We start from the raw sequence: 20,797 nt of genomic DNA, 5'->3' as shown, positions 1-20,797 counted from the left end.
TTTTTTCGTTAGCTATTCAATGAGCTTTTAAATTTGGCCATTTTAATGGCAACAAAGGAGATGTGATGCCTGATAAGAAGTATCGAATAATACTCGTCGCTGCTTTTCAGATGCCGACCGATAGCAGGTTCGCGCCACCGCCAGATCCGAGCCTGCCTAAAGAAAAACTGTTGGCGAACTATGACAACGTGAAGCACCACCTCGAAGATGTGGAGTGGGACCTTCACCCCGGCGCCATAGCTACCTACGGCGACTGGCAGGTGGAGAATCGCGAGGAGTTTTGTTTCGCCGCTGCCGCCCGCGTCAAAGTTGTTCGCGAAATATGTGAGAGCGGTAAATATGATGCCATCGTATTGCTGGGTGGCGGTGAACCGGGATTTCTTGAGTCCAGAGAAATTACGAGAAAATTCGACATGGTGGTGACCTCTTGCGCTTTTTCTCAAATGCACACCGCCACCATGTTAGGCAACCGGTTTAGCGTCATCGATTTTGCCGAATCTCATAATATGTACTACTACAACCTGGTGAACCAGCATCGCTTTGATCGCCGTTGTGCCTCTATCCGCAATATTCCTTACTACCATCCCCGGCCTGGCTGCTCGGGAGAGGTCTATCTTGGTGAGGAGAAGAAAAAGGCTTTAAACGGAGAGCATTCCGATGCCGTTGAGCTAGCTGTGAAAGAGGCCGTCGAGGCCATAGAGGAAGACGGTGCCGAGGTGATTACTTTTGGATGCTCGGGTTCCTTTTGGCTTCAACCGTTTGTCCAGAAAGGTTTGACCGATTTGGGGTGGGAGATTCCTGTGCTTGAAGGTTATTCTTGTGCGATCAGTTTAGCGAAGATGTTTCTCAAACTGGGAGTGAACTCGAGCGGCCTGACCTTCCCGGGTGATCGTCCCAAAAAATGGCGTAGAAAGAAGACTTTTTAACCATTGCTCCGAACTAGTAGTTGCAACTTGCTCACACATAAATTTTTTCCAAAAAATATTCAAAAGAAAAGTGTTGATGAGTAGCGTGCTAGGCACGGGAAAGGAACATGGTCATGGGATTCATTAAATGGGGTGATATCGTTCGCACCGAAGGTACTGTCGGCAAAAGAAAAGGAAAAATGCGCCGTGTGTTTTGCACGGATGCGATGACAATTGTGCGAAGCGAGGTGGAGGCGGGTAGTAAGTTGATCGAGAATCCGCACCGGCATCCCGAAGAGCAGGTTATGTTCATGCTGGAGGGGAAGCTTCGTCTTCGGATAGGTGATGAAGAGGGTTGGGTCGAGCCGGGGGAAATGGCTTTTTTCCCGCCGAACGTCTACCACGGCGGCGTTGAAATCGGCCCCGAGGGTGCGGTCTATTTGCAGATTTTTTCCCCAGGGAAAGTGGATTACCTCCCTGGCTTTTTTGGTGCCACAAAGACAGAGTTCAAAAATTCTTAATTAGGGTGGGTCTTAAGAATTTTGTTGTGTCGTTTTTTCATCCATCGATTTGATTGTAGTTTAAACTGGGAGGAGTAATCATGGGAAGTGAATCAACAGAATATAGGTCCAACATGAAACTCAACGACCTCGTCGAAGGGGCGATTGACGTCCACATCCATTCCGGGCCGGACAGCGTGGCGCGCTGGGGTGACACCATAGACATTGCCCGCCTGGCTGTTGAAATGGGTATGCGCGGCGTTGTGTTCAAGGACCATTTTCGCCCCACTACGCACAAGGCCATCTTGACTGCTAAGGCGGTTCCTGGTCTCGAGATTTTCAGCCTTCATGCTTGCAATCATCCCAACGGCGGCTTGAGCTATCGCTGCGTGATGATGTCGATAGGCGAGGGCGTCAAAGTTGTCCAGATGCCTACGTTGGACTCGGCACACCAGTTCAGCAAACCCAAGCAGGGGCATCTTTTCACGCATTTTCAATTCGGGTGCGAGGTCGAGCCCATCAGCCTTTATAATCCGGGCACCAGTGAATTTACCGACGATCTCCAAAAAATTCTTGAAGCGGTGAAGAAGTACGATCTGGTGCTCTCGAACGGCCATATTTCCCCCGAGGAAACTATTGAGTTGTTTGAGACAGCGATTGCCATGGGCATCAAGCCCGAGCGTTGCATGGTGGAGCACCCGAATGGAAATCGTGCTTTTACGATGGATCACATGAAAGCCATCGGAGCATTGGGCGCCTTTCAAAACATCTCATACAATGCCTGCAACCCCCTCTTCGCTGGTCAGCATCCAAAAGATGGGGCCGAAATTGTTAAGCAGGTTGGCGCCGAGCACTGCACCATCATCACCGACGGCGGCCAGCACACCAGCCCTGGCCCTGCCGAGGGGATGCGCGTTTTCTGCAACATGCTCATGCACCTGGGCGTTACAAGAGAAGAGATCGATTTGATGATCAAGAAAAATCCGGCCACAATTCTAGGTTTGGATAGTTAAAAAGTTTAATCGTCAGGACTACGAAACGGGGGAGCAGGCAGCGATTATGTCTGCTCCCTCATTTCCGTTTTGGTATTATCGAGATTGTGTGGTTTTTTAATTTTACATCGGCAGTTCTTCTCTCTTGACCTATCCCTGGGTGACGGCTGTGAAAATTCTCCGTTTTGATGATGACAATATTGGCATTTTAAAGAATGGCGACAAGGTTGTGGATGTGAGCGAGGTGGTAAGCCACCGTGACTTGAAGGGTGCGCAAAGAGCGATCGAAGAGGTGATATCGAACTTCGATGATTGTCGAGATGATATCGAGCGAATTGTCGGTCGAGAAGAAGGCGTTCCCTTGGACTCCGTACAGCTCCTATCTCCAATTCCCAGGCCCAGCAAATGCCTGGGAGCATTTTTGAATTACGTAGATATGCCGGGAAGGTCGCTGGATAACCTTCCCCTGGAGTTCTTCTACATGGATCCGGCGCTTCTCGGTCCAGGCGGCACCATTGAGTTGGTGGAAATTCCCGAGATCATTGAATTTCAGCCCGAAGCGGAGCTGGCGTTTGTAATCGGGAAAGTAGCGAAAAACGTCTCGGTGAATGAGGCCATGGACTATGTTTTTGGGTATGTGCCTTTCTTCGATATATCGGTTCGGGGAATTACACGCTATACCCGCTTTCTCACGAAGGGGCAGGCTTCCCACGGCCCTTGTGGTCCTTGGGTTACAACCAAGGACGAGGTACCCGATCCGTACAAACTCAATGTAAAGAGTTGGGTGAACGGTGAACTCGCTCAAAACTATAATACCGAATACATGGCCCATAAAATTTCAGCACAGGTGGCATGGGCCAGCCGCTTCGTCCAGCTTGAGCCTGGCGATGTTATCGCCACGGGGACTTATCATGTAGGACGCAAGCCTATCAAGGATGGCGATCACCTGGAGATCGAAATTGAAGGGATGGGGAAGACAGGTTTTCATGCCAAAGGATTTTCTCCCACGCGAAAGGCGTCGCCTTTGTCAGCGCCTTCGGGTCCAAAACCCTCTCCCGGTCCTGCCGATTTGGATACAATCACCCGGATTTAACTGTAAGGCGGGGTAGCCAACTCGGTTGAGCCTAACCTGAGAGCCAAGAAAGGAATAAAGCCAATGAAACTAGTTCGATTTTTTTGGAGGCAGGAGATCCATTGGGGCACCCTGGAGCATGATCAGATTTTCTCGATTTCGGGAAGCGTGTATGGCGCGTTTGAAAAAGGTGAGGCCCTTTGCCGCCTAGATGACGTAAAATTACTTGCACCGGCCGAGCCCGCTATTATGGTCTGCGTGGGAATCAATTATCAAAAAGCGACCAATGCAGAGGGCTCAACGGTTGAGGATAGGAGAGAGGCACCACGCTTTTTCTTTAAGCCTGCCAGCACGTTGTCGAATCCGGGCGATGGGGTCCGATATCCCGCAGCGTCTGAAGACCCACATATAGAGGCGGAGCTTTGCACGGTCATCAAACGAAGCGCGAGGAACGTCTCCAAGGAAGATGCGAAAGATTATATTCTTGGCTACACATGTGGGAACGAACTTGGGGCCCTGGATTTTGTTCGTCAGGACAAAAACGTTACGCGGGCGCGAGGATTTGATACTTCAGGTCCTCTGGGCCCCTGGCTCGTTACCGATCTCGATACCTCCGATTTGAGCATAAAGAGCCGGGTCAACGGCGAGGCGAGGCAGGACGCCAGGACAAGCATGATGCTTTTTGATGTTTATGAAATCATCGAGCACATGACGGCGTTCATGACCTTGCAGCCGGGCGATGTTGTCTGGACGGGCACACCATCGGGACGCTCGCCCGTCAAGGAGGGCGATACCATTGAGGTGGAAATCGAAGGCATAGGGACTCTTCGCAATGAGGTCCTGGCGCCAAATTAGGATCTGTGATGGCTCAGATTTTGTAACGAGAGTTGTAGATTCATGAATTTCGTAATTTAGAATACATTGACATTGCCCATTCTCCATGGAGGAAAGAGAAATGGTACTCAAGAACAAGCAGGCCATTATGGAAAAAATGCGTGAAACTCACGGGGAAATTCTCGCAGAACAAGAATTTTTAATTGATAACGACTGGGGATGGCTTCGTCGCCGCCAGGCGCTTTATGAATTTCATGTCACTCGGGATAGTGCGCTTCCAAGAAAGATGAAGGAAATTATCTTCGCCGTGGTTTTTGCCGTGCGCATGCCGGGAACCGAGAACGCACGATACATCAAAAAACACATTCGCGCGGGGCTCAAGGCGGGTGCAACCCCTAGAGAATTCATCGAGGCCTTCGAGTGTACGATTCATCCTACAGGCGAGGGGACCGTGCTCGTCGGCATGAATTGCCTTCGCCAGGTTCTTGAGGAAGACGGAATTTCGGTGGATAGCAATGAGGGGGCACAGCAAGCCGCTGAACAAGAGGAGGTGGAACCTGCTCACACAGACAGGAAAGTTTTAGAGGAAAATCAGCTAAAAGTTCATGGGTATGTTCTTCCCGAGCATAAATACATTATGGATCACAATTGGGATTGGGTTATCCGGTCTCATGATTTTTTTAACTATAACGTTACGCGGGAAGGCGCTCTTCCCATGAAGATGAGGTCAATCGTTGTTGTTTCCGCCCTTTGTGCTCGCATTCCTGGGATAGAGGGTGAGAAGTACATCCGAAACCATATGGGCCAGGCCATGAAGGCAGGCGCGAGCGAGGCAGAAATATTTGATGCACTTCAGACTGCGCAATTTCCATGCGGAGGCCCCACCATGCTGGTCGGTATTAAATCTCTCATGACGGTTGTTAAAGAAAGAAAAGAAAAGGAAGAAAACGCTTAGCGGTGCGCTTTCCAGTACCAAAATAAAATGTGCATGCCCTGTATCTAGTGGTCTAGAGGTGGCTTGATGGAAAGTGGTGAAATACAGGTATTGACGATCACTCGACCGATCTTCCTCCCTCGACGAGGATTGTTTGCCCTGTAACGTAATTTGAGGCCCGCGAGGCAAGGAATACGACGGTGCCGATCAGGTCCTCGGGCAACCCAAATCTTCCGAGCGGCGTTCTTGAGAGCGCCAGTTTTTTTCTCTCCGGGTCGCTTAGCACGGCGGCGGTCATTGGGGTGTCGAGGTTACTTGGGGCCAGAGAGTTTACTCGGATGTTGTATGGGCCCCAGTCGTTGGCTAGCACCTTGGTCAGTCCGATGACTCCGCTTTTACTTGCGGAGTAGGCTGCGGCCTTCTTGCGGCCGACAAATGCATGCATGGATGATGTGTTGATAATTTTTCCAGATTTTTGGGGAATCATGGCTGTGTTGGCTACAGCTTGTGCAACGAGGAAAATCCCAGTCAGATTCACTTGTATAACTTCCTCCCATTCAGGTAACGGAAATTCCTCGGCAGAATAGCGCCGCATGATCCCTGCATTGTTGAATAAAATGTCGATGGTGCCGAAAGAATCTTTCACGGAACGGGCCAAGCGCTCGGCTTCTTGTTTTTGGCTCACATCAACTTTTATTGCCAACGATTTTCGGCCTAATTGTTCAATCTGGTGGGCCACTTTCTCTGCGCCCTCTAAATCAATGTCAGCGACGACGACATTCGCGCCAAAGGCGGCTAAACCTTTTGCGACCTCAGAGCCAATGGCGCCAGCCCCGCCAGTTACCAACGCGACCTCGTCCGTTAAATCAAATAAATTTCTGATAGTCATTGATTCCGTCTCCTGCGGCAATGAAGATCTGTCGCTGTTTTTCTATAAACCTGAACAAATCGAGAATTATTAAACATTTTTTTGTTTCTAATTTGAAAATTTATTCTACATTATACCCTCTTGGATGGGGAGAGCTCATCGTGATGAATAAGTATTTCCAATCAAAGAGGGATTCCTCAAGTGAAGTATGATGAATGGAGTAGAAGTCATCATTCGCCATCCTAGCTTATTTTAAAAAAATTCTAATTGTTATTGAATAGATATAATAGAGCGCTGTATGCCTTGTATTGCGGGTTCACTTCTCCTGAACAATCTAATATGGCACTTTACTAGTATATTCTCTTGAATTTATGGAAATTGGCAGGTTTGCTCTTTTTTCTGGTTCTCTGGTGGAGGGGATATGAGCGGGATAAACGTATATTCTTGAGGGGAAACGTAAGAAATGGATTTAGGATTGAAGGACAAGACAGCACTGGTGACAGGTGGCAGCCACGGGATTGGGCGTGCCTCGGCTATTTCCCTGGCCGCCGAGACAATGGCTTCATTGGCCATGATTACATTGCGAGGGCTCGCTTGAAGGGGGGCGTGGACTCTTATTCAGAAAGTGAATGCTCGGCCCCGGCAGGCAAGGGCACCTCGAAGGCGTTCAGCGTCATCGACACCATGGTGTAGTGGCCGATGAGTCCCGTCAGATCGACCATGCCTTGTTCGCCAAATTGCTTAAGTGCTGCCTGGTAGACCGCATCGCTAATGGCGTGCTTTTCATGCAGGTCGGTGCAGTAGTCATACAAAGCTATCTCATCGGTCTTCATGTTTTCGGGTCGTCGTCGCTTGGCTATGGCCGATATAATTTCCATATCAAGACCTCCCCTAATTGCGTATGGCACGTGTGCGAACCATTCGTACTGGGCGGTCCAGAAGCGGGCTGTGATGAGAACCGCCATCTCGATCAGACGGGGCGGGAGAGGGGTATCTCCTCTTAGATAGGAGCCCACTTTTTCGAGACGTTCCAAAAAATCGGGGCTACGAATCCAGATGTGAAACGGCGCGCTGAATCTTTCCTCTCCACGCTTTCCGGATACTATTTTATCGTAAAGTTGGCGTTGTCTTTTATCGAATTTTCCAACGGACAATTCTGTTAGACGGCTCATTAGGTTCTCTCCCGAAGCATTTAGGGAATCTATCCCTGTCGATGGCGAATGCCTGATTATGCAACGAAGAGGGCGAGGGAGGAAAGTTCAAGAAACATCGTCACCTGCACAACAGCTTTCGAATAAAAAAAGGCGAGGCCAAGGCCCCACTTTTTTTGTAGCTGATTTATTTATGGGTATTAACCGTTTCCCAGCAAGACGGCGAGAAGCCTAGCGGTTTAGTCGGCCGAGGCGTATACATCGCTCGGTGTCTTGTTTTTATATATTTTGACGTCGTAAAGATCTCCCGCCGATTTTTTGGAATCGAATTTCGTTGCAATCTCAGCTAGCCCGTCGAGTACGAATCCCGTGTTGATGAACACTATCGCGGGCGTTACCATTCCGTCCTCGCGGCTATACCTCTTGACCGGCTTCAAGCCCCGTTGTTTTCGGAGGATATTCACTTGTTTCCGGGCGGCATATACCATTTTCACTGCATCGGAGGGTTTTTTCCCTGTAGCAGGAATAAGGACTACGTCGAGAGCGGCTTTACGCAGGGTGGGGGCCTCGGTGTTTTCTGCAATAAATTTTGTGAATTTGGCGATCAAAACCGTAATCCTGTAGACATCAGTTGGCGTTGTTTTGACCTCCCCCCCCCCAATATCCCTTCATTCTATTCAGTATTATTAATGTAACGCTGTATAAATTATAAAATGACAAGATCGTGACACTTCCGAGACAGTATTCTGACAACTTAAATTCATATATCAAATAGAGTTCTCTTGAATTTAGATTACTTGTTTTTTGGTGACTCTGAGGACAATTGTCACTTCAAAACTTCAAAAAAAGGGTTGCCGCGGGCGTTGGAAATGAAGATAAGCATCTACAACAAAGAGAGGGTGGAGAAATGAAAAACACGCTTCCGATAAAAAGAAAGCAAGAAATTGGAGAGCGTCTCCGGGCGATCAGGAAGTCTCTTAGACTTGAGCAAACGGAACTAGCAAAGGATATGGGAGTTTCGCAAGCGATTATTTCTCAATACGAAAAGGGGATGACGGAGATACCACTTTCCGTTCTTGAGTATCTCAAACGGAAACATAGTGTATCGAGCGATTGGGTTATATTTGGAACTGGAGAGATGAAAGCTGCGATAAGAGACAATTTGTTTGGCAGGCAAGATAATTTCCTGAAGCTTATCAAGCAGACTCAAAAAACTTTGCTAAGTGTTGGTGGTGATCTTAAGACGATCGAAAAGAGTTTGAAAGGAAATAAATAATAGCCTAACTCCATGTAATGTGTTTTGGCGTATGTGTCATTTGGAAGCTGAGAGACATAGGATATATCTGGGCATTTTCGGCTCTTCGTATTCTGGAATAATGAGAATCGTCGATGCCTAAGTTGTAATCTGGTAGGATATGTACACAAGCATATGCCTTTAATTTGGAGTTAAATTTCTTGTGGGATAATTTATGGGAATATCAGAAGCTAAGGATTGTTTTGAATAGGTAGTGGCGAGAGCCTACCAAGTTTATGCTGGATACTGTATTAAACAACCTTCCTGAATACCTTCCCCATTTCCATCAGCCACTAGGTGAGAGTTCCCAGCCTCTCACCTATTTTTGTCTTCAAAAATAAAAAATGATTCAACGATTAAGCTTTTAGATTTAAATGAGTCGTCCGCTACTTCTGTATCGAGAAAAGAAGGGAATTGGGACGAATTCGATGGAGGTAGGAAAATGATGAACTACCCCAACTTGGAATTTATCGATGGGGTTTGGTTGGAGGTTCTTGAGGGGCCGGACAATTTCTTTAGTTTGAAAGAGAGTGGCATGTGGGAAAAGAACTAATCTAGAACCAAGGTTTGTCGCTAGATGTGCGCGATGTATTCAGAACAAACAAGATTGAAAATAAGAATGACGCAATGCGCCAGATTGAAGATTTAGATCTAGGCTAAAATATCGATTCCGTACGGGCTTTGGAGTGTGTTCACGGCTGCAAGGACGCCTAAAACCCTCTCGTCCACCATCTGGTGACTTGCTGAGAGCTGAGCTACGTGGGAACGCCCACTCGCCACGGCTCCGACTATCTGTGGAGGTCTCCGGCCTTGTGCAACGGCAAGAATGAGATTTGCATCAGCCACAGCACTTCCCCCTCCTGAGAAAATGACTTGTTTGTGTACCTAATTTATTTTAATACGCTTCACATCCTCATACGGGCTTTACCTATCTCAACTTATCGGAAGTTATCCTAAAAATATGAGCTTAAAGATGAAAATTAATCTAAAAATCATGGAATTGGCCGCTTAGGACGCCTTAGGTGAAAGGCTCCTTTGCCGCCCGCAAATTTCTGGCTCGTACCTATCTAACCTCTATCCCAAGTAAGGAAATGAGCCTGCGCCTGACCGGAGATAGAGTCATTGTAATTGGATGCTTCGTTCGAAAGTCGCTAGCCCGGCAACGCGGGGCAGAAATGATGTCATTATGTAAGTCGCTTTTCGAATGAGGGAAGAGTTCTTGTAAAGTTGGCCCCCCATTAGAATAAAAGTATCATCGAAGTCAATTGATCGATTCACGGCATGGTATTTGTAATGTTTTCAGGGAAATCGAAATGGCAACTAGGAATTGACCTTTATTATTTCTAATTTCCACCGATCTCGCTAAGCTTTGGTGTTCGAAAATATTCCCCTTCAGAATGAATTTCTTCCAATATCAGGAGAGAGAGATGAGGAATTAGGTCGAATAGATTATGCGCGGATATCACAAGGTTCAGATATTTTATTGTAAGACGATATCGATACAAATGGATTTATGGGCAGGTCGATGTAAATGGTATTTTAATTGGAATACAAATGTCAGTTCACACTAAACGAGGAGAATGAAATGTGCGCGGATAAATCTGCTGAACGAGTTGAAAAAGCGATGGAAATTAGACACAAATTAGGGATTTACAATTCCGACGGGAGTTCGAAAAACAATTGGGCGGAACTCTCTCCAGCATATGCAGAATCCATCATAGAATACTGTTTTGGAATGATTTGGAATCAGCCGCTTCTTGATCTCAAAACGCGGGAAATCATCGTCATCGTAACGGGTGCCACCCAGAACATTCCGCAGGTGGTGGAAGACCACACTATGGGAGCCCTTAACGTGGGACTCACGCGTGAGGAAATCATCGAGGCTATCGTGCAGTGCTCGCCCTACATCGGACTGCCAAAGACTAACCACGCACTAAAGGCAGCAAAACGGGCTTTCGAGCGCATGGATAACAAGGCACCGGCTGAATCAGAAGCCGATTAATCTAAATACGTAAAACTGGATTATGAAGATTTTCTTGCGCCGATAGGGACAGGTGCGTCTATTGCCTTTTAATTGTGAAGTTTTGGATAATTTGATTTTAGGTATCCATCACAATGGCGGCACGTCCCATTATCGAGCCTTTCTCTAGATGCTCGTGTGCTTGGTCTACCTGTTCAAGCGAAAAAGTTTCAGTCACGAGCGGCCAAATGTCTCCGCGTGCTACCAGATCGAGTGAATCGATCACTTCTTGTTTAGTAGCAAAGCGGCTCCCCATGATTTGCTTTTCATTCCGAAGCATTTCCCTGGGATTGAATTGAAAAGAAGTGGCTGTCGTACCCGCCATAGGGAGTAGTCGGCCAGCTTTGGCCAGGGACCGGATTCCGTCCTCGATGCTAGATCCCCTGCAGGCAAAATCGACAACAACATCCACCCCCTGGCCATTCGTAATATCCATCAAGGCTTCGGTCATGCTCCCCTCGGAAGCGTTCACGATTTCATGTGCTCCCACCTCTCGGCATTTTTCTAGTTTTTCGGGCATCACATCCACCGCAGTGACCCTTGCGCCTGCCCAGCGGGCCATCATCACCATATGTATCCCTAATCCGCCCCCTGCGCCGATTACGGCCACATTTTCCATCGGAGATATTCGGGCATGGCGAATCACTTTATAGGGTGTCGCAATGGCGTCACTGATGACACCGACTTCGGCGGGATAATTTTTGTAATCTAGCCCCTCTGGAATTTTAACGAAATTCTGAGCAGGTAGCTTGATAAATTCTGCATACCCGCCGTCCATATGTCGCCCGACTTGTCCTTTCATGTTCTCGCAAAGGGTTTCACGGTTAATGCGACACCAGCGGCAACGCCCGCATGTAAAGTAATAATAGGCCGTGACCGGATCTCCTTCCGCCAGCCAATCGACATCATCCCCTACTTCTGCAATCTCAGCGGTTATCTCGTGTCCAATGACTATTGGAAATTTCACAGGCACACGACCAGCCACCGTGTGGTGAATAGTGAGACCAGCTCCGCAGGCCAGCACCCTGGCAACCGCCTCTCCTGGTCCAGGGGTGGGAATGGGGCGATCCTCCAGAACAAATGATTCATTCGTTCCGTACAACACCATCGCTTTCATCGGTTCACCTCCAAAATTAGAGAAAAAAATTTAATTTCGGGTCTGCTTGAATTTGAAAGCAAATCTCTTAGTTTCGAATTATCATTATTTAAAAGAGTCCTTGACATTATGCGGTGGCGCTTTGCCTATTTCAAACTTACGATCCATTTTCATCCCTTGTATCCAAGGCTCTGAAGTCATGTCGTTCAGTTGATTTATGTCAATCCTATCAAATGGTTGTAGCGATATTGGGCCTTGTCAATTCGTTCTGACTCCTTATGTGAAATTTAATTACGAAGAGTATACGCCTCGATAATTGCCCCATGGATTGAAATCATCTCAACAATATGACACACCCATTATAATGTTATCCCTTTTAAAATTCGGCAGTATATAAAACCGACAGCCAAACCTCCTCATTTTTCGGGTGTCATGGAGTTTCATCATGGAAAAGTCTATACGCCTCCTGCTGGATTCCTCATCCAGCCGTTTTGTTGATAGCGTCCGTAACGACAAAGCTTCTGAGCCTTTTGAAATTCTCGAATACCTCGAAGATTGGCCAAAGGTGCCGCCTTCTCTTGCTCGGGAGGCAGATGCTATTTTTTGGCACAAAGATTATCTCTCTGGTGAAGTCATTCGTTCTGCGGATTCCCTTAAATTTATTCAGAAGAACGGTTTGAATTGTAAAAATATTGATGTCGCAGCGGCTACAGAGCGAAAGATACCCGTTGCCTCATTGTCCCTCATCCGGAATGCAACGGTTGCCGAACACGCCATGGCGCTAATGCTCACATGTGCCAGAAATATTTTACGTGCACATCGCTCCGTTGTTCAGGGCTCTTATCGCGATCTTGGTCTCGAGCCCATCCAAACGGATCAATGGAACTACAAACCCAACTGGGCACAAATCGAGGGAATTGACGATCTTTACGGGACGACTGTGGGGGTTATCGGTATGGGTGATATTGGCATGGAGATAGCCAAGCGATGCCGAGCTTTCGGGATGGATGTGGTCTACCACCAGCGCACCCCCCATCCCAAAGAAACCGAGGAGCGGCACGAAGTTCGTTATCTACCATTCGATGACCTGATTGCCGCTGTTGATTTTCTCATTCTCGTATTGCCGCATACGCCTGAAACTGAAAATTTGATAGGAGAAAAGCAGTTTCAGGAGATGAAACCCACTGCCACCCTCATCAACGTGGCGCGTGGAGGTGTGGTAGATGAAAATGCGCTTGTTGAGGCGCTACGGGCTGGCCAGATAGCCATGGCTGGCCTGGACGTCTATAGGGAGGAACCACTGCCGGAGTCCAATCCGCTCATCCAATTGCCGAATGTAGTTTTGACGCCCCATAACGGCGGCGGGTCTTATCGTCATCGCTTGGTTGATCGAAAAGCCGGCCTAGATAATATTTTGCGTTTTTTCTGCGGAGAGACGCCTAGCGGAATAATTAATGGAGAACGTCATCTTGAGTCTTTATGAGGAATTCAAAAATCGGTATGAATCCATGCAAGATAAATTTGACGATCTTCTTGATGAAGCCGAAGCGTTTGACGCATGGGTTGAAGAAACTCGCCAGGGATTCCTAAAGGCATCTGACCCCGAAAGCCAAAGGTGGGCCAGGCGCCTAGAAAGTGGTCCACAGCGACGAGAATTAAAAAACTTCATCGAATCACTAGACGGCTCTGCCGCTGATGCGCTTCTTCGTCTTTATGATCGCCTCAATATTATCCAAAGCGCCGAAAAGGGTGAGCACGTCTAGCACTTAGGAAAATTAATTAGGTTAACCAACTGCCCGCTGTCGGGGTTAGGCGTGCCAAAAAAAATATTGTCATGAAATCCAATCTTCAGCCGCTTTTCGAGCCATTTTCTCTTCTTCGCTGTTTTTGATGATGATATTTGGGGATGGTTCGTGGCCGACTTTGGCATTCCGCCAACAGTGGTAGCGGATAGCTGACGGATATCCTTCTAGATTGATGGAATCATAAAATGAATCGGGTACTTCATGGGGCTTGTAGGGGTCCATCCTGTCTTTTTCGTAGATATTGGAGCGTTTCCAGATCCGCCATGTGCCGTCTCGCTTTTCGAGTAAGACCACAACCCGGCTCCAGGTCGTGAAATCCAACTCCACCCCGTCGACTATTCTTCTTTGGTAGAGGATCAACTCATGCTCGGCCATGGCCCGGTTTTCGTTCAGGTGAATCCAAGGATTAGTAATCGTGTGTTTTTGGCTCTCTCCCTCATGACGGACTATCTTTAGGCCTTTTGAGCCCTCAATGAATTCGTCGCGTGTTCCGGTGAACCATGATGTGGTGAGTGTGGCGTCGGGGTGATAGCACTCCCGTAGGTCCTCCCAGAGACCCGTGTCCCTCGCGTAATTCACTATTGAAAGAACATCTTTGATCTCATTCCTGTCCATGTTTTCTTGAAGCTTTCGCTCGTCAACCATTGAATATTTCGTCCCTTTAAAAAAGTCTGTTGTCAGGTATTTGCATTGTCACAAAAATATCTGCTATTTAGCCTTCCACTCGTCGTGGTCATCCCACTGGTCAAAAACGTCCATAGCAGCGATGAACGCATGATTCACCTTGGGAATTCCAGTGTAGGGCACGCACTGCATGATTGCCTGGGTGATTTCTTCTTGTGTGGCGCCGTGATTCAGTGCGCCCCTTGTGTGAAGACCCACTTCTTTGGGAAGATCCTGGGCGGTGGCAACAGCAATGGTGATGAGCGAGCGCATTTTTTTATCAAGCCCGGGCTGATCCCAGACCGTGCCCCAACAAAATTCATCTACCAAATCGGGGTAGGCCGGGACCAATTTTCGGATTCGCTCCAATGTCTGGCGCTTTCCCTCACCCATACACCCAATGTTGATCTCTAACCCTCTTTTTTTTCGATCTACAGCCATAAAAGGCCCCCTTTTTACACAAATTCATGAATTTCAGCGAACATTCCCTTCACTATTCCAGCACTCAGGTGCCCGACCAAGATTTCATCGGGCTTATAGGGCCCTCCACTAAGTGCCAAATGGAGATGGACATAAGGCTGGGGTTCACTCCATTCCTCCTCTCCTCGAACGGCGGGGGGCTTTTCGGGCCAGCTAATATTTCCCACCGCGATGAGTTCGCGCCAGTCGTGAAAATGGCGGCGGGACGAGGGGCCGATGATGTCCCGGAAACCTGTCCTTATATCGGTCTCTTTCATCGCGCCGAATACAATGAGTGAGGCACTCCGAATGTTCTTCTCTTTCACGAAGTGGTTGAACTCTTCGTAGAAATCATCGTCTTCATCGAATTCCAAATGGAAGACGCGGCCCAATTTTTTTTCTTCTGCTCTCATCACTTAGCCTCCTTTCACTTCCGTATAGAGATTTTCTAAACCCTTTTGGAAGGTCCGTCTGCGGTGTTCTATCCAGGATTCGCCCCGCGACGTATCAGACCAAAAGAATTTCTCGAATACCGTGTCCGCAGTGGCAGTTTCTTTATCTCGTCCTTTATCTAGTAAATCTTTCATGAGTCCCCACATTTCCACGAAATTGTTCTTGAATTTTCTAACCTCCTCAATTCCGCATATTTCTCCATGTCCGGGGACGACATAAGCCACGTCTAGGCTCTCAATCCACTCAAGTCCCTTGATCCATTGTTGAAAAATGGCTTCTCGCATGCCCGGGCCCGGTTCGTTGATCACCACATCACTCGTAAAGATTACACCCTCCTCGGGCACGTACACTGAACTGCAAGCGGGGGTATGGCCGCCTAAACAATGAATTTCGAACGTCAGGGGAGGGAGATGGAGGGTCATGCCTTTCTCAAAACACACTTGGGGCAGGGGAAGCACAGCTTCCGCAATTTCGTTTGCCTCATCTGGTTTTTCAATATCATTCATAGTGTTGATGAAGGTTTCGCGGCCTGTGAGAGAGCTTCCATCTGTTTTGGAAAGCTCCTCAAACACGCGCTGGGGCGCAACGGAAATGACTCTCTCGTCCTCGATAAAGGCAGAGCCGATGGTATGGTCGCCGTGGTAGTCAGTCGAAATGCGGTACCTGATGCCTTTTGGGCTGAGGGCTTGGAGTTCTTTTTGCCATTGACGTGAATCTGAAGGCCGAACGGGGCAATCTATTAGCACCACGCCGGCATCGGTGATACCAGCACCAACATTCGCCCAAAGAAAATCTGTTTCTGCTACCAGGTGTTTCGTCAGGTGGCGCATCCACGTAACTCCCCGAAAAAAAGAAACGCCGGCCAGGAAACGAATCCTCGTTTCCTGGCCGGTATTGGGAAAGACTTAATATCCGAGTATGTTTACTACTTAGTCCCCGCCATGATTTTCTTAAGCTTTTTGGCTCTTTTTTTGCGAGTTTTCGACATATTGACGAAATCTGGCTTCGCAAGCTTAAGTGATTCCATTGCGGGCCGCTTATATATGTGTGGAACGTCAGGGCGAAGGGTGTTATAGCCCTTGCTGGCAAAGATGGTCTGTGCCTCCTTGGAAAGCACAAATTCAAGCCACAATTTTCCTGCGTTCGGGTGCGGAGCCTTTGCCCCCAGTGCTCTTGAAGAGCCAGACGTAGGGACAAGGTCGCTTGGATAGATGAAATCTACGGGAGAGCCTTTTTCTTTTTCAGAAAAAAGATCTCGATCCGATATTGGGAATACTACGTCTGCCTCGCCCTTGAGTAGGAGGGGTCCTAAGGCACGGACGCTGGGCGCCATCAAAGGCTTGTTCTTGGCAAGTTCCTCAAAATACTTCCACCCGTATTTTCGTATGATAACATCCATGAGGATGCGCGATCCGGCCGACTTGGGAAGAGACATGGCTATGCGCCCCTTCCAGCGGGGATGGAGCAGGTCCTTCCAGCTCTTTGGTGCTTCGGCAGACGGGACTTTTTTGGTGTTATGACCGATCCCGTAGGTGTTGTGGTACATGTAGTTTACAAAACCTTCGAGCTTGATGACTTTCTTGGAAAAAACTTTTGAGTTTGTTGGGTTGTAGGGGGTGAGGACTCCCTCTTTTAGCCAACGTAGAACCACAGACCCGTCTCCCGCACCGGTGACGTCCCAACGAGGCTTGCCGGTGCGTCGTTCAGCTTCGACCATTCGTACGATACCGCTGGAGCGTTTTCGCGTATGCACTACTGGAATTCCAAACTGTTTGGTGTAAAGAGCCGTCAGTTTCTGCATTACTTTGCGCCGGGTGGTGTCGTAAATTACGAGGTTTCCCTCTGCCTTTGCGGCCTGGACGAGTTTCGGATCGTATCCCATCTGGGCCTCGGATACGCTCGGCCATCCCCCCATCAACAATACGGCTGCCAGCGTTGCGGCGATCATCCAATTTCTCATTTCTTTCATGTTCTCTCCTTTCGGCTACCGGGCACCGCAGAGTCCATTTCCTGGAATCAGCGTTCCCGATTAAAAAAAGAAAATCTGAAAACACTCTGTTTTGTTACGTGCTCGGAAATTTTAATCCTCCCGTATAGCTACATTTGAAAGGCACCTTTCCCCACGAGCTTCTTTGATGTCATGACCAGAGTCAGATTAATACAAAGGACAAGAAGAGCTAGCGCCCCTAAGGGGCCCGTATGGCCATCTTCGATGAACTCTACAATAAGAACGGCAATCGTTTCGTTCCCTGCAGTGTAGAGCATTATGGAGGTGGCCAGGTCGCGGAACTTTAGACAAAAAATCAAGGTTGCAACCGAGAGCAATCCACTCTTCATCAGGGGGATAGTGATGCTCCTCATCGTCTTTAGCCAAGAGGCCCCAAGTACCTGCGAGCACTGCTCCAGTTCCACACTGAGTTGTTTGAGCGATGATCGGGCAAACATAAAAGCGATGGGCGTTCCTTTAATGAAATATCCGATGATGAACAGCCACATGGTGCCATAAAGTGGAAACGGTCCAGCCGAAAAAGCGAGCACGAGCGCCATTCCAAGAGCTACACCCGGAAAACTCAACGACATTGTTGAGAGGAAAGCCAGCATTTCTCTGCCGGGCACTGTTGTTCGCTCCACAATCCAGGCCATAACGAACGTGATGAAGAGACATAGTGCAACCGTGGCAATCGCCAGAACAAAGCTATTACTTAGGGCACGGAAGAATATGCTTGTTCCCGTGAATAGTGCGATGTAGTGCTCGAAGGTCAAATTGCTCAAGACTGGGGGAAGTCCCTGGGCGTAGAGAAGTGAACTCTCCAGAAGTGCCAGCATCGGAAGTGCGATTCCCACGAAGACCACCCCAATCGTGTAGGTCGAAAGGGCGTACTTCCATTTCCCCACATCCACTAGCTGGGGCTGGGGGGATTTCCCGCTGATAGTCACGAACTGACGCTTTCCTAAATAAAATGCCTGGAAAGCGAGGAGAAGCGCCGTCACGATCACGATAGGCGTGGCGGCCGTTGCCGCCATATCGAAGCGGGGAGGATCGTCCGAGAATAGTCCATAGACCAAGGTTGAGAGAGTATCTATTTGAACAGGGGCGCCCAGAAATGCTGGAACTCCAAAAACGACAAAACTCTCGATAATCACCAGGATCAGCCCGGAGAGAATGGCTGGCGTCACAATGGGGAGCGTTACGGTGAGGGAGACACGTAAGGTACTCGCCCCGAGGATGCGGGCGGATTGTTCGTAGCTCGGATCCATATTATCGAGAGCCGAGACGACCGAAAAAAACAGAAACGGGTAGACGAACATCGTGAGGGCGAACACCAACCCCTCGAAACTGAAGATGTTGAAGGGGGTGGACTCAAGCGAAAACATCCATTGTAGGAATAGGTTGATGCGTCCTGCCCTTGGGCCCAAGAGAGTGATCCATCCCACAGCAATTAGGAAGCTTGGTGTAGCGAAGGTCAGTACAACCAAAGATCGCACTAGCCCGCGCAAGGGCATGTCCGTCCGGGATACACCCCACGCCATGGGGAGAGCAATGATGAGTGATCCGATCGAGGTGGCCACTGAAAGTTTTAGTGTGGTCAGAAGCGCCGAATACAATTCTGGATCGGAGAAAAATTCCCGATAGTTATTCAGTGACCAGACGCCGGTGCTTTCATTTACGAGGCTCCACTTAAATAAGATACCTAAAGGATAGAGGATAAAAAAAGCAAGGATGAGGGCGGTGACGATGAAGATGGATGTGCGCACAGCCTCGTTGCGCCAGCCCTGGATCATCCCGGCAAGCGTTGTCCTTAGATTGACGGCGCTTGATGTCGCTATAGCCAATTTACTTTCCTTTGTAGATGCTGGAGCTCGAAGTAATTTTCGAAACTTTCAGCAGCTTTGTAAGACTGATAAATTCTTGCGCTTATTTCGAGGCAAGTAATTGAAATGAAAATTGCGGCTTCTTGTATCGATTTTTCAAAGTTTAGCTAGAAACACTATCTTGAAACCTGATGACAGAGCCTCTCTTGGTATTGCCCTAGTCGCAAAAGTTGATTCGCACTTCCTGTAACCAATTTTGGTGTGTTAAGATGATGATAAATAACCCACGCATGATTGTCTAACCTAATTCGGATTGGGTATTCGTAAATTTTTTTATCAAGAACTCTACGTGGTCTTGATTTAAAGGAAGAATCATGAATTTGCTGGGTAATTCACCTGAATATAAAAATATGGGGGGAGAGGGGTGATGTCCAGGGTCCCGCTGCTCAGTCGAGAAGGCACCGAGGGCGACATTGCCCAAACTTTCAACATACTTGGTAATTTTCAAAGCCGCCTAAGCAACTCCACCCAGGCGACGGCAAATTCTCCGTTTCTTGCTCGAATTTTTTATCCCTTTGTTCAAACTCTGATGCGCGAGGGATTGGGAACCGTCCTTTCTTCTAAAATTAAAGAAATTGCGGTAATCAAGACCACGCTAATTAATGGGTGCGAATACTGACTTCATCACAACACCGCTCACGGCCGGGTGCTGGGAGTGACTGACGAGCATGTCGCCGTCATAGGGTCGGACGATTATATGGAGTCGCCCCTTCTTACCCCCAAAGAAAAGGCGGCCGTTCTCTGGGCAGAGCACGTGACGAGGAACACCGCCAAACATCGAGACGATGTGGCCGAGGAGGTCCAAAAGCATTTCACCGATGCGGAGTTTGTTGAGCTTACTTTTGTTGCCAGCTACTTCAACATGCGTAATCGTTATCACGACTCGTTGAAGTTGCCGCTTGATGAGGAGCTCAATGCCGAGTCGGTTGGCCGTCCTCGTTTGGATCCTGAAAAGCTTAAAAAATATCTGGAGGAAGTTTTGGATAATTGGCCGGATACTTTTCCTGAGGCCATCGAGTAAGGTTTTCAAATAAATAGAAAATCCTAATTGGCATTTTTAAAAAGGAGAGTTGATAGATGGACCGAGGAATCTGGGCGACATGGTATGACATCTCCGAGGAGGGGAAAGATGAGTATATTTCCTGGCTCCATGAGGTCCATCTTCCCCGGGTACTTAAGCGGCCCGGCTATTTATGGGCGGCGCACATCAAGAATATCGTGACGGAGGAGCGTGAGGCGGCATTAAGAGGACGCTTGACCCATACGGACGATAAGTCGGTACCCACCGGTATTCAATATTTGATGCTTTTTGGTGCTCTTGAGCCGACCGTTTTTCTGAATCCCAGTCCCGAGCAGCTTGAGGAAAAGATGACGTCCGATGAGCGAGAAATGCTCGGGAGGCGGGAGAATTCACGTTCTTATGTATTCATGGAGCATCATCGTATTGCCGGTCCCGAGGTAAATACTCGAGCGCCAGGTCTCACGCCAGGCCCTGCCATTCAACTGGGAAGTTTCAATATCAATGCTCTTGAAAATGAGGAAGAACTAGGTTGCTGGTATTCCCAGGAAAGGATGCCCAGATTGAAGGTTATGAAAGGTTGTGTTGGCGCGCGCAATTTGGTTACGGTTTCCGGCTGGGCCAAGCACGCCATCATGTATGAGTGGATTTCTATGGATTCGCTAAAAGAAAATTTCAATACAGAGAAGATACCTCGCTCGCGCAAAGCGGTGAGCACCCTGGTTCACTCACCTAGTTCTCCTAGTTTAGGAGAACGTATCTGGCCACCAGTGCAATAATTGTCATAAGGTAGAATGAAATTGCGTAAAGCTGATATTGTGACAGCGCTCATATTTATTTCCTTCAGCTTGGGTGCCTAT

General features: G+C 48.3%; 24 protein-coding genes and 1 pseudogene. 14 read left to right on the top strand and 11 right to left on the bottom strand.

What is annotated here, in order from left to right:
- Window positions 1–65: 65 nt before the first annotated feature.
- The 6 genes from HOJ95_01570 to HOJ95_01545 all read left to right on the top strand — a co-directional run bounded on the left by HOJ95_01570 (window position 66) and on the right by HOJ95_01545 (window position 5,258).
- Window positions 66–926, top strand: a complete 861-nt coding sequence (locus tag HOJ95_01570; GenBank protein MBT6393370.1) for a hypothetical protein — start codon at window positions 66–68, stop codon at window positions 924–926.
- Window positions 927–1,039: 113 nt separating this feature from the next.
- Entirely contained in the window at window positions 1,040–1,426 is a 387-nt protein-coding gene (locus HOJ95_01565; protein ID MBT6393369.1) for a cupin domain-containing protein, read from the top strand.
- Window positions 1,427–1,506: 80 nt separating this feature from the next.
- Window positions 1,507–2,418, top strand: a complete 912-nt coding sequence (locus HOJ95_01560; protein ID MBT6393368.1) for a hypothetical protein — start codon at window positions 1,507–1,509, stop codon at window positions 2,416–2,418.
- A gap of 148 nt (window positions 2,419–2,566) precedes the next feature.
- On the top strand, window positions 2,567–3,490 hold the full coding sequence (locus tag HOJ95_01555; GenBank protein MBT6393367.1) for a fumarylacetoacetate hydrolase family protein: 924 nt from the start codon (window positions 2,567–2,569) through the stop codon (window positions 3,488–3,490).
- Window positions 3,491–3,553: 63 nt separating this feature from the next.
- Window positions 3,554–4,324 (top strand): fumarylacetoacetate hydrolase family protein, encoded by a 771-nt coding sequence (locus HOJ95_01550; protein ID MBT6393366.1) that lies wholly within the window; start codon window positions 3,554–3,556, stop codon window positions 4,322–4,324.
- A gap of 100 nt (window positions 4,325–4,424) precedes the next feature.
- Window positions 4,425–5,258 carry a carboxymuconolactone decarboxylase family protein gene (locus HOJ95_01545; GenBank protein ID MBT6393365.1) on the top strand — a complete coding sequence of 278 codons (834 nt, stop codon included), beginning with the start codon at window positions 4,425–4,427 and terminating at the stop codon, window positions 5,256–5,258.
- Between the two features lie 97 nt (window positions 5,259–5,355).
- Here HOJ95_01545 and HOJ95_01540 read toward each other — a convergent pair whose 3' ends face one another.
- On the bottom strand, window positions 5,356–6,126 hold the full coding sequence (locus HOJ95_01540) for a glucose 1-dehydrogenase (GenBank protein MBT6393364.1): 771 nt from the start codon (window positions 6,124–6,126) through the stop codon (window positions 5,356–5,358).
- A 442-nt stretch (window positions 6,127–6,568) separates the two neighbouring features.
- On the opposite strand from HOJ95_01540, the pseudogene HOJ95_01535 reads away from it, so the two are divergent.
- A pseudogene (locus HOJ95_01535) lies at window positions 6,569–6,658 on the top strand (short-chain dehydrogenase).
- Between the two features lie 61 nt (window positions 6,659–6,719).
- Here the strand turns inward: HOJ95_01535 and HOJ95_01530 are convergent.
- Both HOJ95_01530 and HOJ95_01525 read right to left on the bottom strand, forming a co-directional pair.
- Window positions 6,720–7,277, bottom strand: coding sequence for a carboxymuconolactone decarboxylase family protein (locus HOJ95_01530; GenBank protein ID MBT6393363.1), 558 nt, complete (start codon window positions 7,275–7,277; stop codon window positions 6,720–6,722).
- Between the two features lie 218 nt (window positions 7,278–7,495).
- Window positions 7,496–7,864: a hypothetical protein gene (locus HOJ95_01525; GenBank protein MBT6393362.1), complete on the bottom strand. Its 369-nt coding sequence runs from the start codon at window positions 7,862–7,864 to the stop codon at window positions 7,496–7,498.
- Between the two features lie 215 nt (window positions 7,865–8,079).
- Between HOJ95_01525 and HOJ95_01520 the strand changes: the two genes are divergently transcribed.
- Complete coding sequence (locus HOJ95_01520; protein MBT6393361.1) at window positions 8,080–8,532, top strand: helix-turn-helix transcriptional regulator; 453 nt, start codon at window positions 8,080–8,082, stop codon at window positions 8,530–8,532.
- Between the two features lie 669 nt (window positions 8,533–9,201).
- Here the strand turns inward: HOJ95_01520 and HOJ95_01515 are convergent.
- Window positions 9,202–9,396, bottom strand: a complete 195-nt coding sequence (locus HOJ95_01515) for a hypothetical protein (protein ID MBT6393360.1) — start codon at window positions 9,394–9,396, stop codon at window positions 9,202–9,204.
- A gap of 739 nt (window positions 9,397–10,135) precedes the next feature.
- Between HOJ95_01515 and HOJ95_01510 the strand changes: the two genes are divergently transcribed.
- A complete protein-coding gene (locus HOJ95_01510) occupies window positions 10,136–10,552 on the top strand; it encodes a carboxymuconolactone decarboxylase family protein (protein ID MBT6393359.1) in 417 nt (138 codons plus the stop codon).
- A gap of 97 nt (window positions 10,553–10,649) precedes the next feature.
- Here HOJ95_01510 and HOJ95_01505 read toward each other — a convergent pair whose 3' ends face one another.
- Complete coding sequence (locus HOJ95_01505) at window positions 10,650–11,687, bottom strand: zinc-binding dehydrogenase (GenBank protein ID MBT6393358.1); 1,038 nt, start codon at window positions 11,685–11,687, stop codon at window positions 10,650–10,652.
- Window positions 11,688–12,111: 424 nt separating this feature from the next.
- Between HOJ95_01505 and HOJ95_01500 the strand changes: the two genes are divergently transcribed.
- Window positions 12,112–13,149, top strand: a complete 1,038-nt coding sequence (locus tag HOJ95_01500; GenBank protein MBT6393357.1) for a hypothetical protein — start codon at window positions 12,112–12,114, stop codon at window positions 13,147–13,149.
- On the top strand, window positions 13,136–13,429 hold the full coding sequence (locus HOJ95_01495) for a hypothetical protein (protein MBT6393356.1): 294 nt from the start codon (window positions 13,136–13,138) through the stop codon (window positions 13,427–13,429). The genes HOJ95_01500 and HOJ95_01495 overlap by 14 nt, the downstream gene beginning before the upstream one ends.
- 69 nt (window positions 13,430–13,498) lie before the next feature.
- Here the strand turns inward: HOJ95_01495 and HOJ95_01490 are convergent, their stop codons facing one another.
- The 6 genes from HOJ95_01490 to HOJ95_01465 form a co-directional block, all read right to left on the bottom strand.
- Window positions 13,499–14,116 carry a nuclear transport factor 2 family protein gene (locus HOJ95_01490; GenBank protein MBT6393355.1) on the bottom strand — a complete coding sequence of 206 codons (618 nt, stop codon included), beginning with the start codon at window positions 14,114–14,116 and terminating at the stop codon, window positions 13,499–13,501.
- Between the two features lie 63 nt (window positions 14,117–14,179).
- Window positions 14,180–14,575 (bottom strand): carboxymuconolactone decarboxylase family protein, encoded by a 396-nt coding sequence (locus HOJ95_01485; GenBank protein MBT6393354.1) that lies wholly within the window; start codon window positions 14,573–14,575, stop codon window positions 14,180–14,182.
- Between the two features lie 14 nt (window positions 14,576–14,589).
- Entirely contained in the window at window positions 14,590–15,006 is a 417-nt protein-coding gene (locus HOJ95_01480) for a DNA-binding protein (protein MBT6393353.1), read from the bottom strand.
- A 3-nt stretch (window positions 15,007–15,009) separates the two neighbouring features.
- On the bottom strand, window positions 15,010–15,876 hold the full coding sequence (locus tag HOJ95_01475) for an MBL fold metallo-hydrolase (GenBank protein ID MBT6393352.1): 867 nt from the start codon (window positions 15,874–15,876) through the stop codon (window positions 15,010–15,012).
- A gap of 95 nt (window positions 15,877–15,971) precedes the next feature.
- A complete protein-coding gene (locus HOJ95_01470; protein MBT6393351.1) occupies window positions 15,972–17,015 on the bottom strand; it encodes an extracellular solute-binding protein in 1,044 nt (347 codons plus the stop codon).
- A 128-nt stretch (window positions 17,016–17,143) separates the two neighbouring features.
- A complete protein-coding gene (locus tag HOJ95_01465; protein ID MBT6393350.1) occupies window positions 17,144–18,880 on the bottom strand; it encodes an iron ABC transporter permease in 1,737 nt (578 codons plus the stop codon).
- A gap of 406 nt (window positions 18,881–19,286) precedes the next feature.
- On the opposite strand from HOJ95_01465, the gene HOJ95_01460 reads away from it, so the two are divergent.
- The 3 genes from HOJ95_01460 to HOJ95_01450 are packed head-to-tail and all read left to right on the top strand — an operon-like array spanning window position 19,287 to window position 20,716.
- Window positions 19,287–19,538, top strand: a complete 252-nt coding sequence (locus HOJ95_01460) for a hypothetical protein (GenBank protein ID MBT6393349.1) — start codon at window positions 19,287–19,289, stop codon at window positions 19,536–19,538.
- A 36-nt stretch (window positions 19,539–19,574) separates the two neighbouring features.
- On the top strand, window positions 19,575–19,940 hold the full coding sequence (locus HOJ95_01455; protein MBT6393348.1) for a carboxymuconolactone decarboxylase family protein: 366 nt from the start codon (window positions 19,575–19,577) through the stop codon (window positions 19,938–19,940).
- 56 nt (window positions 19,941–19,996) lie between these two features.
- Window positions 19,997–20,716, top strand: a complete 720-nt coding sequence (locus tag HOJ95_01450) for a hypothetical protein (protein MBT6393347.1) — start codon at window positions 19,997–19,999, stop codon at window positions 20,714–20,716.
- Window positions 20,717–20,797 lie beyond the last annotated feature (81 nt).

The organism is Nitrospinaceae bacterium (assembly GCA_018669005.1).
In the GTDB taxonomy this organism is placed as follows: domain Bacteria; phylum UBA8248; class UBA8248; order UBA8248; family UBA8248; genus UBA8248.
This window is presented reverse-complemented; position numbering and strand designations above follow the sequence as displayed.

What these genes read in the sequence shown, in the direction of transcription:
- HOJ95_01545 (MBT6393365.1), top strand. Translation starts at nt 4,425, where the DNA reads ATGGTACTCAAGAACAAGCAGGCCATTATGGAAAAAATGCGTGAAACT.
- HOJ95_01540 (MBT6393364.1), bottom strand. Translation starts at nt 6,126, where the DNA reads ATGACTATCAGAAATTTATTTGATTTAACGGACGAGGTCGCGTTGGTA.
- HOJ95_01470 (MBT6393351.1), bottom strand. Translation starts at nt 17,015, where the DNA reads ATGAAAGAAATGAGAAATTGGATGATCGCCGCAACGCTGGCAGCCGTA.
- HOJ95_01565 (MBT6393369.1), top strand. Translation starts at nt 1,040, where the DNA reads ATGGGATTCATTAAATGGGGTGATATCGTTCGCACCGAAGGTACTGTC.
- HOJ95_01485 (MBT6393354.1), bottom strand. Translation starts at nt 14,575, where the DNA reads ATGGCTGTAGATCGAAAAAAAAGAGGGTTAGAGATCAACATTGGGTGT.
- HOJ95_01550 (MBT6393366.1), top strand. Translation starts at nt 3,554, where the DNA reads ATGAAACTAGTTCGATTTTTTTGGAGGCAGGAGATCCATTGGGGCACC.
- HOJ95_01490 (MBT6393355.1), bottom strand. Translation starts at nt 14,116, where the DNA reads ATGGTTGACGAGCGAAAGCTTCAAGAAAACATGGACAGGAATGAGATC.
- HOJ95_01500 (MBT6393357.1), top strand. Translation starts at nt 12,112, where the DNA reads ATGGAAAAGTCTATACGCCTCCTGCTGGATTCCTCATCCAGCCGTTTT.
- HOJ95_01530 (MBT6393363.1), bottom strand. Translation starts at nt 7,277, where the DNA reads ATGAGCCGTCTAACAGAATTGTCCGTTGGAAAATTCGATAAAAGACAA.
- HOJ95_01460 (MBT6393349.1), top strand. Translation starts at nt 19,287, where the DNA reads ATGTCCAGGGTCCCGCTGCTCAGTCGAGAAGGCACCGAGGGCGACATT.
- HOJ95_01475 (MBT6393352.1), bottom strand. Translation starts at nt 15,876, where the DNA reads ATGCGCCACCTGACGAAACACCTGGTAGCAGAAACAGATTTTCTTTGG.
- HOJ95_01560 (MBT6393368.1), top strand. Translation starts at nt 1,507, where the DNA reads ATGGGAAGTGAATCAACAGAATATAGGTCCAACATGAAACTCAACGAC.
- HOJ95_01450 (MBT6393347.1), top strand. Translation starts at nt 19,997, where the DNA reads ATGGACCGAGGAATCTGGGCGACATGGTATGACATCTCCGAGGAGGGG.
- HOJ95_01570 (MBT6393370.1), top strand. Translation starts at nt 66, where the DNA reads ATGCCTGATAAGAAGTATCGAATAATACTCGTCGCTGCTTTTCAGATG.
- HOJ95_01505 (MBT6393358.1), bottom strand. Translation starts at nt 11,687, where the DNA reads ATGAAAGCGATGGTGTTGTACGGAACGAATGAATCATTTGTTCTGGAG.
- HOJ95_01510 (MBT6393359.1), top strand. Translation starts at nt 10,136, where the DNA reads ATGTGCGCGGATAAATCTGCTGAACGAGTTGAAAAAGCGATGGAAATT.
- HOJ95_01480 (MBT6393353.1), bottom strand. Translation starts at nt 15,006, where the DNA reads ATGAGAGCAGAAGAAAAAAAATTGGGCCGCGTCTTCCATTTGGAATTC.